The sequence below is a fragment of the Pseudomonas sp. SG20052 genome (genome assembly GCF_031766055.1).
Taxonomy (GTDB): Bacteria; Pseudomonadota; Gammaproteobacteria; order Pseudomonadales; family Pseudomonadaceae; genus Aquipseudomonas; species Aquipseudomonas mandelii.
This window is the reverse complement of record NZ_CP134498.1, coordinates 2,482,437-2,497,503: the sequence shown is the minus strand read 5'-3', so window position 1 is coordinate 2,497,503 and position 15,067 is coordinate 2,482,437. Positions and strand designations below refer to the sequence as shown.

General features: G+C 60.7%; 16 protein-coding genes and 1 pseudogene. 6 read left to right on the top strand and 11 right to left on the bottom strand.

Annotation, left to right across the window (positions count from 1 at the left end; translation table 11 throughout):
* The first annotated feature begins 1 nt into the window (after position 1).
* From RHP74_RS11345 to RHP74_RS11335, 3 genes are read left to right on the top strand one after another with little or no spacing between them, the layout of a single operon-like run.
* The gene (locus tag RHP74_RS11345; protein ID WP_172790682.1) at positions 2–655 is read left to right on the top strand and encodes an alginate O-acetyltransferase AlgF; all 654 of its coding nucleotides are present in this window, start codon (positions 2–4) and stop codon (positions 653–655) included.
* A complete protein-coding gene (locus RHP74_RS11340) occupies positions 652–1,626 on the top strand; it encodes an alginate O-acetyltransferase AlgX-related protein (protein ID WP_311099431.1) in 975 nt (324 codons plus the stop codon). Before RHP74_RS11345 ends, RHP74_RS11340 begins: the two co-directional genes overlap by 4 nt.
* Positions 1,623–2,486 (top strand): hypothetical protein, encoded by an 864-nt coding sequence (locus tag RHP74_RS11335; protein ID WP_077750097.1) that lies wholly within the window; start codon positions 1,623–1,625, stop codon positions 2,484–2,486. The genes RHP74_RS11340 and RHP74_RS11335 overlap by 4 nt, the downstream gene beginning before the upstream one ends.
* A gap of 25 nt (positions 2,487–2,511) precedes the next feature.
* Here RHP74_RS11335 and RHP74_RS11330 read toward each other — a convergent pair.
* The 4 genes and pseudogenes from RHP74_RS11330 to RHP74_RS11315 all read right to left on the bottom strand — a co-directional run bounded on the left by RHP74_RS11330 (position 2,512) and on the right by RHP74_RS11315 (position 5,577).
* Positions 2,512–2,991 (bottom strand): annotated as a pseudogene (locus RHP74_RS11330) (VOC family protein).
* Between the two features lie 118 nt (positions 2,992–3,109).
* Positions 3,110–4,318: an MFS transporter gene (locus RHP74_RS11325; RefSeq protein ID WP_311099428.1), complete on the bottom strand. Its 1,209-nt coding sequence runs from the start codon at positions 4,316–4,318 to the stop codon at positions 3,110–3,112.
* Between the two features lie 69 nt (positions 4,319–4,387).
* Positions 4,388–4,567 carry a hypothetical protein gene (locus RHP74_RS11320; protein ID WP_311099426.1) on the bottom strand — a complete coding sequence of 60 codons (180 nt, stop codon included), beginning with the start codon at positions 4,565–4,567 and terminating at the stop codon, positions 4,388–4,390.
* A gap of 629 nt (positions 4,568–5,196) precedes the next feature.
* Positions 5,197–5,577, bottom strand: a complete 381-nt coding sequence (locus tag RHP74_RS11315; RefSeq protein ID WP_077750094.1) for a cytochrome c family protein — start codon at positions 5,575–5,577, stop codon at positions 5,197–5,199.
* Between the two features lie 172 nt (positions 5,578–5,749).
* On the opposite strand from RHP74_RS11315, the gene RHP74_RS11310 reads away from it, so the two are divergent.
* Entirely contained in the window at positions 5,750–6,055 is a 306-nt protein-coding gene (locus RHP74_RS11310; RefSeq protein WP_010459128.1) for a hypothetical protein, read from the top strand.
* Here RHP74_RS11310 and RHP74_RS11305 read toward each other — a convergent pair.
* The 3 genes from RHP74_RS11305 to RHP74_RS11295 are packed head-to-tail and all read right to left on the bottom strand — an operon-like array spanning position 6,052 to position 8,180.
* Positions 6,052–7,020 (bottom strand): saccharopine dehydrogenase NADP-binding domain-containing protein, encoded by a 969-nt coding sequence (locus RHP74_RS11305; protein WP_311099425.1) that lies wholly within the window; start codon positions 7,018–7,020, stop codon positions 6,052–6,054. The two genes, RHP74_RS11310 and RHP74_RS11305, sit on opposite strands and share 4 nt — an antisense overlap.
* Entirely contained in the window at positions 7,017–7,418 is a 402-nt protein-coding gene (locus RHP74_RS11300; protein WP_077750092.1) for a VOC family protein, read from the bottom strand. The genes RHP74_RS11305 and RHP74_RS11300 overlap by 4 nt, the downstream gene beginning before the upstream one ends.
* Before the next feature lie 18 nt (positions 7,419–7,436).
* Positions 7,437–8,180 (bottom strand): SDR family NAD(P)-dependent oxidoreductase, encoded by a 744-nt coding sequence (locus RHP74_RS11295; protein ID WP_304818360.1) that lies wholly within the window; start codon positions 8,178–8,180, stop codon positions 7,437–7,439.
* A gap of 138 nt (positions 8,181–8,318) precedes the next feature.
* Here RHP74_RS11295 and RHP74_RS11290 point away from each other — a divergent pair, with 138 nt between their 5' ends.
* Complete coding sequence (locus tag RHP74_RS11290; RefSeq protein ID WP_145310866.1) at positions 8,319–9,212, top strand: AraC family transcriptional regulator; 894 nt, start codon at positions 8,319–8,321, stop codon at positions 9,210–9,212.
* Between the two features lie 144 nt (positions 9,213–9,356).
* On the top strand, positions 9,357–11,042 hold the full coding sequence (locus RHP74_RS11285) for a diguanylate cyclase (RefSeq protein WP_311099421.1): 1,686 nt from the start codon (positions 9,357–9,359) through the stop codon (positions 11,040–11,042).
* A 141-nt stretch (positions 11,043–11,183) separates the two neighbouring features.
* On the opposite strand, the gene RHP74_RS11280 is transcribed toward RHP74_RS11285, so the two are convergent.
* The 4 genes from RHP74_RS11280 to RHP74_RS11265 all read right to left on the bottom strand — a co-directional run bounded on the left by RHP74_RS11280 (position 11,184) and on the right by RHP74_RS11265 (position 14,940).
* The gene (locus RHP74_RS11280; RefSeq protein ID WP_010459119.1) at positions 11,184–11,519 is read right to left on the bottom strand and encodes a hypothetical protein; all 336 of its coding nucleotides are present in this window, start codon (positions 11,517–11,519) and stop codon (positions 11,184–11,186) included.
* Between the two features lie 152 nt (positions 11,520–11,671).
* Positions 11,672–12,952 (bottom strand): MFS transporter, encoded by a 1,281-nt coding sequence (locus RHP74_RS11275; RefSeq protein ID WP_311099419.1) that lies wholly within the window; start codon positions 12,950–12,952, stop codon positions 11,672–11,674.
* 63 nt (positions 12,953–13,015) lie between these two features.
* Complete coding sequence (locus RHP74_RS11270; RefSeq protein WP_010459117.1) at positions 13,016–13,894, bottom strand: alpha/beta fold hydrolase; 879 nt, start codon at positions 13,892–13,894, stop codon at positions 13,016–13,018.
* A gap of 41 nt (positions 13,895–13,935) precedes the next feature.
* Positions 13,936–14,940: a 4-hydroxythreonine-4-phosphate dehydrogenase PdxA gene (locus RHP74_RS11265; RefSeq protein WP_311099417.1), complete on the bottom strand. Its 1,005-nt coding sequence runs from the start codon at positions 14,938–14,940 to the stop codon at positions 13,936–13,938.
* Positions 14,941–15,067 lie beyond the last annotated feature (127 nt).

Here is a 15,067-nt window from a genome sequence, read left to right as displayed (position 1 = left end):
CATGAAGATTCGATTCTGTTTGTGGTTGGGACTTGGCCTGATCCCGATGGGGGCAAACGCCGCCCCTGAAATTGCCCAGTTGTACGCGCCAAAACTGCCGGAGGGTTCGGCCTGGGTGCGGGTGGTCAACCCCTCCGACACTGCCATGCAGGTCCAGGTGGGCCAGGGCGCGAGTTTCGCCCTTTCGACCCAGGCGACGGTGGCCAGTCCTTTTCAGGTCGTAGACTCGCGACAACCGCTGCAAGTGACCGTCAACGGTCGCGAAATAAAAGGCCTGAGCGCACCGAAAAGTGCGTGGGTCACGCTGATTCTCGACAGTGACCCGGCGCGGGCACCCCGCCTGGTCATCGACCCGCCGCTGCGCGGCAAAGACTTGCGTGCCGAACTCAACCTCTACAACCTGGCCAGCGGTTGCGAAAAGGCCGGGGTAAAACTGGCTAACCATGCCCCGGTGTTCAATCAAGTGCCGTTCAACGGTCAGGCCCAGCGCACGATTAACCCGGTGCAAGCAACGCTGGTTGCCAATTGCGAGCAGAACATCAGCCTGCCGTTCAAGCTGACGCCCTTCAAGGCCGGCGATCGTTACAGCCTGTTCCTGGTCGGCTCCCGGCAGGCTCCACGCCTGATCGGCCTTGTCGACCAGACCGCGCCATGACCCTTCATTGGAAATCTCGCTGGCCGGTTTCCGCCCTGATCGCCGGTGTCTTGTTGAGCCTGTCGGGCACCGGCGTTGAAGCGGCCTCGGCGGTCATTACCGGCGAAGGTGGCTGGCTGTTCCCGGCCTGGGAAAGCCTGAGCAAGGTCGATAATCCCGGCACGACTCGCAACATTGCGCTGGTGAAACAACTCCAGCAGAACCTTGCGCGGGAACACATCAGTCTGGTCGTATTGGTAGTGCCGATGAAAGCGCCGTTTTATGCCTCGCGCCTGCCCGCCAATCAGCCCTTGAGCCCGGCCGTGATGCAGCGCTACGACCACTTACAGAGCGAGCTGACTCAGGCAGGCCTGACCACGCTGAACATCAAGCCCGTCCTGCAACGCACTGAACACGGCAAACAGACCGCGTTTTATCGCGCCGACTACCACTGGACCGCCTGGAGCGCGGAAAACACCGCCGACGCCACGGCGCAACTGATTACCGAGCGTTACCGCCTGCAAGGCGAACCCGGCGGTGGCGCGGCGCTGGGCGAGTGGTTCGACCGACGCGCGTTCGGCGATCTGGCGAGCAATTTCCTGCCGGCGATCAAACGTAAATCGATTGGTCGCGACATCTACACCGTTCGCCATCAGGCCCAGAACGACTTGCTGATCGATGACGCACCGGCACCGGTTCAGGTGATCGGCAACAGCTTTGTCCAACCTTACCTGGGCTTTACGCAAAAGCTTTCCAATGCCCTGGACCGTCCCGTCGCGCTGACCTGGAATCCTGGCGATGTCGGCCCATGGGCTACGCTGCTGCAATACCTGGAGTCTGCGGATTTCGCCCAACACAAACCGCAAGTGATCGTCTGGCAATTCAACGAGGGCCAGTTCCACCTCGGCCCCGATGCCGCAGCTAACTGGAACGCCAAAGGCGTCACCTCGCTGAGCCAATGGCATCAGCGCATCAATAAGGCGCTTCCTTGAACATTCTTGGTTACACCGCCAGTCGCGCGACCATTGCGGGTCTGTTGTTTGCCGCCATTCTCGGCACCGGGACCGGCGTGCTCTACGTGACGGACAAAAAGGCCCAGACCCCAGGGATCGTCGGCATCGTCTGGCAGCCGGACAACAAGACCGTCGGCATCAATGGCCACTGGGAAAAGCTGGGGGCCCGCGAGCTGCTGGTGCAATGGACTGTCGTCGACGATCAGGCATTCGTTGCCGGTTCCGGCCTGCCCAGCGTGCCGGTTCTGCCCGATTGGGCACGCATTGCCAAGGCCCCGTGGGCGCAAGACGTCATCCTTGGACTGGCCGGCTATTTCAGCGAAAACCGCTCACGGGACAACATCGAGCAACTGGCGGCAGTCTCGGCACGCATCGCCAAATTGCCGACGCCCTTGCACGTCACCGGCTGGTATTTCCCCGCCGAAGTCGACCCCAGCTGGACCCGCGCCAAAGAACTGCCCGCCCTGCTGGCCAAGCTGCCACGACCGTTATGGATCAGCGTGTATGACGGTGCGAACATCGGCCCTGTCGCCACGGCCGAATGGCTCAAGCAGTGGCTGCCGAATGACATTGGCGTGTTCTTCCAGGACGGCGTCGGTGTCTACGCCCGCACCGCACCGGTCGCCAGGACCTACGCCGACGCGTTGCGCGAGCGTCTGGGCAAAGACCGGGTGCGCATCATCGTCGAAGCCTTTCGCCCCAACTTCGGCGGCGGATTTCGCTCCGCCACCGCCGCCGAGCTCAAGCCGCAATTGGCGGCCTATGACGGTTATCCGCTGTACCTGTTCGACGGACCGCACTACGTGACGCCTGAGCTGGTGGAGCAACTGGCGCGATAACGTAGATCATCAGCGTCAGACCGGGCTAACCCTTGACCGCCGCTTCTATCGCCGCGACATCGATTTTGCCCATCTGCATCATCGCGTTGAACGCGCGCTTGGCCGCTGCTTGATCGGGATTATTGATGGCATCCGTCAGGACGCGGGGCGTGATCTGCCACGACAATCCCCATTTGTCCTAGCACCAGCCACAGACGTTTTCCTGGCCGCCGTTTCCGACAATCGCGCTCCACAAGCGATCGGTTTCGGCCTGGTCGTCAGTCGCCACCTGGAACGAGAACGCCTCGTTGTGCTTGACCCCCGAGCCCCCGTTCAGGCCGAGACACGGAATGCCCATCACCGTGAATTCGACCGTCAATACATCGCCCTGCTTGCCCGCAGGATAGTCGCCAGGCGCGCGAAGGATGGTGCCCACCGCGCTGTCGGGAAACGTCTTGGCGTAGAACGTCGCGGCGTCCAGCGCGGCGCCGTCGTACCAGAGGCAAATCGTGTTTTTGCTGACCATTCTGGTTCTCCATCAATGGGGAATGAATGATCATTCTAGCTGAGCGACCAGTTGGACCACGAAGAGGGCCATGCCCCTTGTCGGCAGATCAATGCTGTGACGAGGTCCAGCGTGCTGATTACTGGAAACTCGGCTCGGCGCAAACCGCTGATGTGGCGCGAAGTGTCCGCAGCCCCAACAGCACGATCACCACCATGACCAGCCCCGCGCCGATGGCGACGCCGAACCCTGCCCGTGCGCCATAGGCGTCGATGACCAGCCCCGCGAGTACGCCACCGAGCGCCACGCCGATGCTGATGCCCGTCGTCATCCACGTCAGGCCTTCGGTGATCCTGGACGGTGGAACGATGATCGTACCAAGGTTCATGACGACGACCATCGTTGGTGCGAATGACATGCCTGCCACAAACAGCATCCCGGAAAGGATGTAGACGTCCGGTGAGAAAATGGGCAAGACGGCTGTAACTGCCGTGATCAGAACGCCAACGAAGAATTGCTTTTCAATCGACAAGGAGACCCTCAACGCGCCGAACGTCAGGCCCGCGATCATTGAGCCGAGCGCATAGGCTGCGAGGATGAAGCTGGCGGACGCTGGCCAGTCTTGTGCGTTGGCGAAGGCCACCACCGCCACATCGATTGATCCGCCAATCACCCCCATCGCCAGGAGTGCCAGAACGATGGTGCGAACGCCGGGAATCAGCAAGGTAGAGCCGGTGCTCTTCCTGGTGCCCACGACGACCTTCGGTTCTGTCTGCTTTTGCAGAAGAAAAGCGCTCACGCCGATGACCAGCAGCAAGACCGCGACAAGCGGTCCGGCTTCGGCAAAAAAACTGACGCTCAGACCGATGGCCAGGGGTGGACCGATAATGAAAGCGAGCTCAGTCAGCACCGTGTCCAAGGAGAAAGCCGTGTGCAACTGCGGCTTGCCACGGAAAAGCTGTGTCCAGCGTGCTCTTATCATCGCGGGCATGCTGGGCATCGTTCCCGCCAGTGCCGCAAGAATAAACAACAGCGGGGTCGGCGCCCTCATAGAGACGGCAACGATCAGCGCCAGCAACATGCCAATGCTGAAGGTGGTGACTAAGGGCAGCACCCGACTCTGCCCCCGCTGATCGACGAGTTTCGACACCTGCGGGCCGACCAGCGCATTGGCCAGGGTAAAGGTACCGGCGACCGAGCCAGCCAGCCAATAAAGTCCCGTCTGCTGCACCAACATGGTAATGATGCCGATGCCGATCATTGCCTGCGGCAGACGGGCAATGGAACTCGCGATCACCAACCCCATGACGCCCGGGGTAGTGAGCAGTTCGCGGTAGGGATTTGCCATGATTTCTCCTTTTTATAATGCTTCGCCGATGGGTACCCCGCTGCACGCCCGCAAACTGTTGCGGGCGGTTTATCGGCGACTCAATGGCACAGGTGAACCAGCAAGCAAGCGAGGCAGTTGTTCACCATAGCTGAGCGTCTCACCCTCAAAGACCAGCGCCGTGGCTTCAGGACTGCGTGCAACCTGGGCTTCGAATAGTTGATGAATACACAGATGAACAGAAAAATCAGACGTAACTTGGTCGTGCATCCTTGCCTCCAGAAGTGAACAAACTCACTTCTATCGATTGTTCGCACTTACATCATGCAAGTGCAGTCATTGGAATATTATCTAATCAATCCAACCTGCCATCTGCCGCAAACTATCCAATGGCAACGCGTCGATCATTAGAACTAACTATTTAGGGCAGGCATATCCGCCAACCCCTCTTACCCGTGTTATCACATGTAACCAATGCCACCTAAAACGCCCATCCCAGGCAGCTCGCAGCTAACAAACACGGTGTATTCATGGCGCATGAAAAACAACATTCACGGCCAGAAAACCAGAATGTTTTGTTTCTGCACTAGAGACACGATGATCTTCGAGTCTATTTGGCAAGAGCATTTCTATCCGGTTTCAGCTACGGGTTCCAGCGACGCCAAGACTCTCCCCCTGAAACATCGAAGTCAATACCGGGAGGAAACTGACACATCCTAACGAAGTAAAACCGCCCCATCGGGCGGTTATCCAGTTCGATTATGAGTGTGAAAAATCATGGTTTCGTGAGTTTTTGTAGGTGCCTTCCTACCTATAGATCGTCATGGTCCGCACGTCACCTTGCTGAGGGTGGGTCCGAGCGTTTGATCGAAAGCCGCACTGCGTCAATGCAGGGTGCCCTACTGCGGCTGAAAGGTCTGAAGATACGCCAACAGGTTTTCAATCTTCTCCGGATCGCTGAGCCCCCAGAAAATCATCCGGGTACCGGGCACTACTTCCTTTGGATCTTCGAGGTACGCGATCAGGGTCTCGCGGGTCCAGACAATGCCGGCCGATTTCATGGCGTCGGAGTATTGATAATCCGTCGTGCTACCTGACGGGCGTCCAAAAATGCCATTGAGTTGCGGCCCGAACGAACCCCGCGCCGACTCCCCCACTTGATGGCAGCCGCCGCATATCCGTTTAAACAGTGTCGCGCCGGCTTCAGCATCGCCGGCCGCCTGGACTTGCGCGCCGAACACCCCCGCAATAAGCACCATGAGGGCTGCGGCTTTATTCATGTCCTGCTCCAAATCATTTGTGGCCAAGCGCACGTAAATCAGCTCGCACCCGGTTGAACCTACTTCCAATAAGTCGCCGGCAGACGGGTGGAATAACGACCCCGCTGTCCGCTGACAGCGGCAAGCGCAGACTCTATCCTGTGCAACCCTGCGATTCCACCGGAGATGCCCTGTGCCACCCTTGACCGCCCGCGAGGTTTACCAGCAGTTGCGCGACGCCGCGCTGGAACTCCGGCCTCTATCGCGCCTCGCCAGACAACCCGAGCCCGGCCACGTGCACGTCGATATCGAAGGCTGGCGCCTGAGCCTCGGTGTCGACGGCGCCCGTCTGCTGCATTGCCAACGTTGCCAGGCCCCGGACGGCCGCGAGGGTGAACTCGACCGCTGGCAACGTTACGGCACCGACCCGGTCAGTTTGCTCAGCACCTGGGAGTTAGCGCAGATCGAGCGCTTGCTATGCCTTCAGCGCCAGCCTTAGAGATCAACGATCACCGTCCCGGCAATGCTCACGGCGAATTCGACTCCGAACAGACGACCCGGTGTCTCGAACCCGGAACGCCGCTCCCCGGCCAACACGCGTCGCGCCGCTTCCACCGCGGCCAACGGTGTGTAGGAGTAGCCGTTGATAGTCTCAATCACCGACCGCGCAACCTGCCCATCTGCCCCCGTCACCTCAGCAACCGCATAGGCCCGATGCGACAGGCGCTCTTGCTCGCTGGGGCCATCGGGAAGTCGGGACAAGTCGCCCTCGGGGAATGCGTCACCGCTGATGTGCACGAACATCGCGATGTTGGGGATACTCGTCGAGCGCCCACCCGTGACCAGATCACCGAACGACAGCGGCGCGCAGAGCACAGGCCCGGCGCCGAAGTCGAAGTGACGCGGTTGCGCATCCGGCGCAGGAACGAGTACGCCGTCGACCCGCGCCATCAATCCTGCACCGATGATCTCGCCAACGCTGTTGGCCGATCCACGGGACATGGAGCCTGCAACCTGCAGCGCGATCCGTAGCGATTGCGGATGTTCGACACGACGGGCAATGTGCAGGGCGAGGCAGTCCGTGGGGACAACGTCCCAGCCGACGCCTGGCAATAGCATCACTCCGGCATCCTCGCCCAACCGCTCCGCCAGCCGGTAAACGTTGATTTCGGCAGTGATGTCGAGATAGTCGACCCCGGCCTCGATGCAGGCCCGCATCAACGGTTCTGCAGTCATCACAAAAGGACCGGCGCAGTTCAACAAGACCGTGACGCCGCTCAGCGCTTGCGCCGTTTGAGCGTCGGCCGTGAAGGTGCGATAAGGCACGCTCAGCTTCCGGGCAAGCGCAGCCACCCTTGTCGCGTCACGTCCAGCGACTTCGAAGTCCAGCCCGGCGGCCTTCGCTTGTGCCGCGACCATTCGGCCGGTGTACCCGGTTGCGCCATAAATCAGAAGTTTGCTCATTGTGGGTGCTGCCAGTTTTTATAGACGAATTCGAGGCTGTAGCCATCTGGGTCCAGGACGTTAGCCGCGTAATAATTCGGGTCGTAATGCAACCGTGCGCCGGGAGCGCCGTTATCGGTAGCGCCTGCTTTCATCGCAGCGGCATAGGCCGCATCGACCTCGCCCCTGCTGTTCGCAACGAACCCGACATGCGCAGCCCGCCCCTCCACCACCCCTTCACGCAGCCAGAAAAACACCCGGCCTTGCGCACCGAAACCCTTGAGGTCCGGGTGGCCCGGTGGGCCATCCTTGCCGTCGAAATCGAGCGAGTGAGTGATGCGGAGCGGTGTGAGCGCCGCGGTATAGAAATTGACGGAACGTTGGGTGTCGCTGACTGAGATAAACACATGATCAAGCATGGAATGCGCCTCGCTGGTTCAGATGATGTAACCGCCGGAAACCTCAATGGATTGCGCGTTGATCCAGGCACTTTCTTCGGACAGCAGCGTGGCGATCACTCGACCGACGTCGTCCGGTTCGCCGATGCGACCGAGCGCCGTTTGTGAGGCCAGCAGCGTCTCGAATTCTTCGCTCAAGCCGCCGCCCAGTTCGGTGCGAATGGCGCCGGGCGAGACGGCATTGGCACGGATGCGCCGCTCACCAAACTCCTTGGCCATGTAGCGAGTCAGTACTTCCAGTCCGCCCTTGAAAGCGGCATAAGGCGCCACGCCTGGCGTGACCACCCGTGTCGTCGCGCTGGTCAGGTTGACGATGCTTGCGCCCTCCTCCATCAGCGGCAGCAAGGCCTGGGTCAGGAAGAACGGGCCCTTGAGGTGAACGTTCATGAGGTCGTCGAACTGCGCCTCGGTGACCGCCTCAAGCGGATTGAACAGGCCGTGGCCGGCATTGTTGACCAGACCACCCAGGGTGGTGGTTTGCCAGTTCGATTGCAGCGTCTGTCGTACCGCATCGACGAACACGCCAAAGCGCCCGGCATGGCAGACATCCAGTTCAAGGGCGACGGCATGACCACCTTCGGACTTGATGCGCTGAACCACCGAATCCGCCGCTTGCACGTTGCTCTTGTAGGTCAGGATGACGCCCATTCCACGCCGGGCACAGTGCACTGCGGCGCTGGCACCAATGCCTCGACTGCCGCCGGTAATGACGATAACGCTCATGGCTTGCTCCACTGTCAATCAGATGAGCAACCACGGTAACCATAGACCCTCGGGCGAGCGCAGCCGTTACTACTCCAATCCTGCCTGTTTCTGCTTTTCGCTTGCGCCGTGCGTCCCCCTGCGGTCAGATGTCTCCCCATGGAAAACCAACTGCATGAACTCAGAACCCTTGCCGCCAGGGCCGAAAACAGGCGTACAGAGACGGGCATTCCGCGCGTGGCCATGGTCCAGGGTGCGATTCCCGAACATCAGTTGGCAGCTGTCTACGAGCCGATGATCAACCTGATCCTGCAAGGCAGTAAGACCATCACCGTCGGCGATCGCACACTGAGGTATGACCCGGCGACCTATTTCGTGATGTCGATTGAGCTGCCGGCGGTCGGCAGTGTGCACCCGGCCACGTCCGGCGAGCCGTACCTCGCCGTCGCCTTGACGCTGGACCCTGCCGTACTGGCAACGTTACTGACAGACCTGCCAAAACCTGTCGCACCGTCAGAACAGGAGGCCGGCTTCTCAGTGGCCGCGGTCACACCCGAGCTGATGGACGCCTGGGTGCGCATGCTGCGATTGATGGACCGGCCGGCGGACATCGCGGCCCTGAGCCCGGTGTACGAGCGGGAGATTCTCTATCGGGTTTTGCAAGGACCGCACGGCTGGATGCTGCGCGAGATTGCCGCGCCCGATACGGCCATGGCCCGTGTCAGCCTCGCGATCCAGTGGATTCGCCGCGCCTTCGCCGAGCCGCTGCGGGTCGAGGACATGGCCCGCACAGCGTCGATGAGCGTGTCAGCGTTCCACCGCCATTTCAAAGCCGTCACCACGCTCAGCCCCTTGCAGTATCAAAAACGCGTGCGGCTGCTTCAGGCGCGGACTTTGTTGGTGGCGAACGCTAAAAGCGTCACCAGCGCCGCGTTCGATGTCGGCTATGAAAGCGCTACCCAATTCAGCCGGGACTACGCCCGCGTCTTCGGTTTGCCTCCGGCCCGGGATGCCGCGCGGATTCTCGCGCAACTGCGCGGACGTGCCGACTGAGGGCGCCTCGGTCCGACTGACTCTGTTTCTTGTCATCGCGTTGGCGAATGCGTGTACCGATCGATGCCATGAAAGCGCCGCCACTGGCCCCCACCCGACCATTGCGCATACCATGCTGCGACTTCAAACCGTCAGGTGTCTTCCATGATCAAAGCCAGCTTGCGAAGCCACCTGACACTCTGGTTTGCCGGTCTGTCGTTGCTCACGCTGGGGAGTGTGGGTTTCTACGTGGGCCACATCGCCACCGAGCAAATGAAGCAGGCCAGCGGCAATGCGTTGTTGAGTACGGCAAGGTCGGCGGCCGAGCTATTGGGCGCACAACTGCATGAGCGTCAGCTCGAAGTGTCTCTGCTCAGTCGAGCGCCGTTATTCAAGCACGGAGACCTGGGCGATCCGGATATCTTGTCGTCGATGGAGCTGCGTTCGCAATCTCGCGCCGAGTACGCCTGGATGGGCGTGGCTGACGCCAACGGGCGTGTACGGCAAGCCGTGAACGGTCTTCTGGTCAATCAATCGGTGAAAGAGCGCCCCTGGTTCCAGGCCGGGTTGCGCGGTGCTTATACCGGCGATCCTCATGAAGCGGTCCTGCTGGCTAAACTGCTGCCCGGAACCGCCAGTGGCGAGCCTTTGCGCTTCATCGATTTCGCCGCGCCGATCCGCAATGCCGAGGGCCAGGTGATCGGTGTGATGGGCGCCCATGCCCATTGGAGCTGGGCGACGCGGATTGTCGACGCGGCCGTGCTGCGCAAGGACATGACGCCCGAGGTGGAGGCGCTGATCGTCGACCACGACGGCAAAGTGCTCTATCCCGAAGCGCTCATGGGGCAACGTGTGGCGAACATGCCGGTCGTCCGGGAAAACCATTCCGATACCGCCGGCTGGTCAGTCGGCGACGGTTACCTGACCAGCGTGGTCGCGGTGCCCACGCCCTCGAGCACGGACCTGACGTGGTACATCGCGGTCCGCCAGCCACTGGATATCGCGCTTCAACCCGCACGTATCCTGTTTTACAAATTGCTGGTATTGGGGGTCATTGCCGCCATCGTGTTTGCTCTGGTGGCGTACTACCTGGCGCTGTACCTCAGCCGCCCGATCGAACAGCTGGCAAAGTCAGCCAAACGGGTACAAAACCAACAACCGGGGGTGACGTTTCCGCGGGACCATTCGGTGCGAGAAATTGCCCAGCTGGGCCAATCCCTCCAGGGCATGACGGAGTCCTTGCTCGGCAAGGAGCGCGAGTTGCAGGAAGCCAATGCGTCGCTGGAAGCCACGGTCGCGCAACGCACCGCCGCCCTCACCCAGGCCAACGCCGATCTGTTGAAACTGGCCACCCACGACGCTTTGACCGGCGTGTACAACCGGCGCCGATTCGACGAGAAACTGAATGAGTGCAACCTGCTGTTTCAACGCACCGGACGGCCCTTTGCGTTGCTGTTCATCGACGCCGACCACTTCAAGCAAATCAATGACACCCACGGCCACGCGATCGGCGATGAGGTGCTGCACCAACTCGCCCGGCTGATCCAGGACAACACCCGCGCCACTGACTTCGTGGCCCGTTACGGTGGTGAGGAGTTTGCGGTGCTGTTACCGGAAGTCGAGGAACCCGAGAGCCCCGAGGTCGTTGCCGAGAAGATTCGCGCCGCGATTGCCGCAGCCATTTTTGCTACGGTCGGGCACGTCACGGTCAGCATCGGCATTGGCCTGGCCGAGATATCGGACAGCAATACCACCGCGCTGATCAAACGTGCCGATCAGCAGCTTTATCAGGCGAAGTGGTCGGGAAGGAATCGGGTGGCTCCGCAGGCTCGCGTGACTGAACGCCACTGACCTCAGCTTCCACTGATGTAAACCCGGTTAAACCGCAAGGCTATTCACTTAAGAACATCTTCAACTGAGCGACAACCTGTGGCGAGGGGACTTATCCCCTCGCCACAACTGCGCATCCGCAATCAAGACCGGGTATTGGGCTTACTGAACGTTTTTCAGCTTGACCACATCACCGGAGATCTTGGTGGTGTAGCCGGTCAGGACCCACGCCCAGAACCAGTTTTCCTGCACCTGGGTGTTGATCATCGCGTCACCGCCCTTGGCTTTGATCGCCGCGTTCTGAGCGCGAACAAAACGGTTGTTCTGCTGGATCGGGATCACGCCGAACAGCAGCAGGCCCGTGGCGCTCGCTTCACTGTGGCCCAGGACGGTGTATTGACTGCTTTCATAATGCTGGGTGTTCATCGGCGTGCCGGTGCAACCCGCCAGAACCAGACCGAACAGGGCTACTGCGACAACTTTACTAACGTACTTCACTGAAAAAGCTCCATGAGATATTGCCCGGGATCCATCTCTCGGGCGGCGCACACTCTAACGGATGAGGTGGCCAATTGGTATCAGCTAAAGCAGGTGATTGGCCGCCCCTTGGTTGGCGGCGGCTTTTGTTCGAGAGAGTGAAACGTCGCGCCTCAGCTCTGAGTTATCGCAGCCGGTGAACGCGCTGATGAAACAGGCTCGGGAGCAGTCTCGTCGTCCAGCTTGATAAACATCGCCAGCACCGGCCCCATCAGCACCACGGCGATGGAAGCGCCGAACGCCACGGCCCAGTTGTTCCCCGTGATGTCCAGCAACCAGCCGATCACCACCGGTGACACGGCGCCCGCCAGGGCCATGCCGGTGAAGGTGCACGCGCTGGAAGTCGCCGAATGTTCGTGGGACACCTCGGTGCCAATGACCCAGAGCGGCGAGTCGGCCAGTTCCGAGCAGAAGAACGAGAAGCTCAGGCCGCAGGCGCAGATGATCAGGTCGTGGGTGAACATCAGCGGAATCAAGCCGATGATCGAGGCCAGGAAGCCAAAGATGATCAAGTCACGGCGTGAGCGCAGACGGTTGCCGGTGACTTTGAAGCGCCAGTCCGAGAGCATGCCGCCGACCGCGGTGCCGACGGTCCCGCCGAGCAGCACAAAGGTCGAAAACAACGCGGTGTGGGTCAGGTCCATGCCGTAGCGCTGGGTGAAGAACGATGGAATCCAGTTGAGGAAGAACCACAGCACCCAACCGTGACAGAAACAAGTGGCAGCGGCCGGCCACACTTTGCGCAGCATCTGCGGCCAATTCACCGGTTTGGCCGCCACGGGTGGTAGCGGCACGGCGGCGGTTTCGAGCAGTTTCTTCGATTCGCTCAGGCTGAAATACATGACGAACATGTAGATCAGCGTCACCACGCCAAGAATGACGAAGGTCAGTCGCCACGAAAACTGAATGATCATGAACGTCACGATCAACGGCGCCAGTGCATTGGCCAGGCGTCCCGACGCATGCATCATGCCCTGGGCCGTGCCGCGTTGGGTGATAGGGATGGCGCGGGCAATCATGCGCGCCGCTGTCGGGTAAATCGGCGCTTCGCCGATGCCGACCACGAAACGCGCAATCACCAAGACCACCAGACCACTGACCAGCCCTGTGGCAATGGTCGCGGCCGACCAGATTATGCCGTACAGCAACATCGCCTTGCGCGAGCCGATACGGTCACTGAACCAGCCGCCGGGAATCATGAAGCAGCTGTAGGCGATGGCGAAGGCGGAAAACATCATGCCCAGGTTGGTGTTGCTGAAACCCAGCTCCTTGCTGATCGTCGGGGCGGCGACGGCCAGGTTGGTGCGGTCCACGTACATGATGAACGCCATGATGCAAAGCAACACGAACGTCAGCGTTGCCCTGCGTTTTTGCGCGAGCGTAGTCGGAATCATTTTTTCCACCTTTTTTTATAGTTCTAGTGGGCAGGCGGTCATCCCGGACCGCCTGTCATTGCGTTACTTGAAGAAGCCGTGCAACACCTCGTAGGTCTCGTCCGGGCATTCTTCCTGCAGGTAGTGGCCTGAGGGCACGGTGGCGGTCTGCACGATGTTGGTGGCGTAGCGGCTCCAGATTTCCGCGGCGTTATGGTTGCGCCCGACGCCACCCTTTTCGCCCCAGAGAATCAGTGCCGGATTGTCGATCCGCCGGCCCGCGTCGAAATCGGCGGTGTCCATGTCCAGGTCGATGCCGAAGGTGGCGCGATAGTCTTCGCACATGGCGTGGGTGGTGGCCGGATTCTTGATGCAGCGGATGTAATCGGCCAGCGCTTCGGGCCCAAAGAAACTGGTGCCCTGATCGGTCTTCGACAGCTTGCGGCGGATGAAGAACTCCGGATCGGCGTCCATCATTCGCTCTGGCGTCGGGGCGTCCTGGGTCATGAAGAACCAGTGCCAGGAAAACTTGCCCCACTGGCGTGTCACGTTATTCAACAAATAATGCTGCGGCAGCATGTCGACGAAACCGGCCTTGAGCACCTTGTCGCCGTGATCCAGGCACATGCGATGCAGGACCCGCGCGCCACGGTCGTGACCGGCGGCGTAGAACTGCTCGAAACCCAGCGATTGCATGACTTCAACCTGGTCCTGGGCCATGGCACGGAAGGAATAGGCCGAATGATCGCCACCGCCCTCGGGCTTGGAGCTGTCGCCGTAACCGCGCAAGTCGGTGCAGACCACGGTGAAATCCCTGGCCAGGCGCGGCGCGATCTTGTGCCAGGACAGGTGATTGAACGGGTTGCCGTGCATCAGCAGCAACGGTGGGCCTTCGCCGCCCACGACGGTGACAATCTCGGCACCGCTGGTTTTGGTAATGGTCTTGGTGAAATGCTCGAACATGGTGTCAGCCTCGATTTTCTTCTCGATCACTTGGCGGGTGTTTAGCGCTTGGATTTACGCGCGGCAGCGTTGTCAGCGGCGACCCGGAACGCAGCCGCCATCGCGCCGACGTCTGCAATGCCTTTACCGACGATGTCATAAGCCACGCCGTGTGCCGGAGTTGCGTAAACAGTCTTCAGGCCGCCGGTCAGGGTCACGCCGGACGAGAAGCCCAGCAGCTTGGTCGCGATCTGGCCCTGGTCGTGATACATGATCACCACTGCGTCGAAATCACCGTTGCGCGCCTTGATAAACACCGTGTCCGATGGGAACGGCCCCTCGCAGGCCAGGCCTTTGAGGCGCAAGGCTTCGAGCGTCGGGCGGATGATCGTGATCTCTTCATCACCAAACAGGCCGTTCTCGCCGCCATGGGGATTGAGTGCCGCGACGCCGATACGCGGCGCGTTGTTGCCCAGCGCACGCAACGTGTCATGGGCCAGTTGCAGCGCCCCTTCGATGCGGTCCGGTTGCACCATGTCGACGGCTTTGCGCAGCGCTACATGGGAGGTCACGCGGAAGGTCGAAAACTGCGGGATGATGTTCACTTCGCCGAAGTAACCGACGTGTTCGGTCCAGGCGGCAAACATCTGGTGTTCGTCGTGGTACTTCCAGCCACCGCGATGCAGCCCGGCCTTGTTGAGCGGCGCGAAGCAAATGCCATCGAGCTCACCGGCCAGGGCCATGTCGGTCATGATCTTGAGGGTTTCGCCGGTCAGACGACCCGACTCCGCGTTGACCAGACCGCGCTCATACAACGCAGGATCCACGTTATGTAAATCGATCAAGGGCACGGCACCCTGGGAGTGGTCGGCCTCGCGCAGGTGCACAATCTTCTGGTAAGGAATGCGCTGCCCGGCGTCACGCATGCCGAGCTCGAGCACTCGCTCGTCACCAATGATCACCACATCCGCCCGCTCACGTGCTTCAGGCGTCGACAACAGCTTGACGACCAACTCAGGGCCAATGCCGGTGACATCGCCCAGCATAAGTCCAATCAGGGGTTTCATCAGTTCTTCTCCAGTCCAGGCAAGGTGTGTCTTTTATTGTTATGGGCAGCGCCGATGGCGGAACGCAGGCCAGAAGTCCGGTGCAACCACTGAGGCCCATCCTAGGCCGACGGGCCGGGCCTTCAAG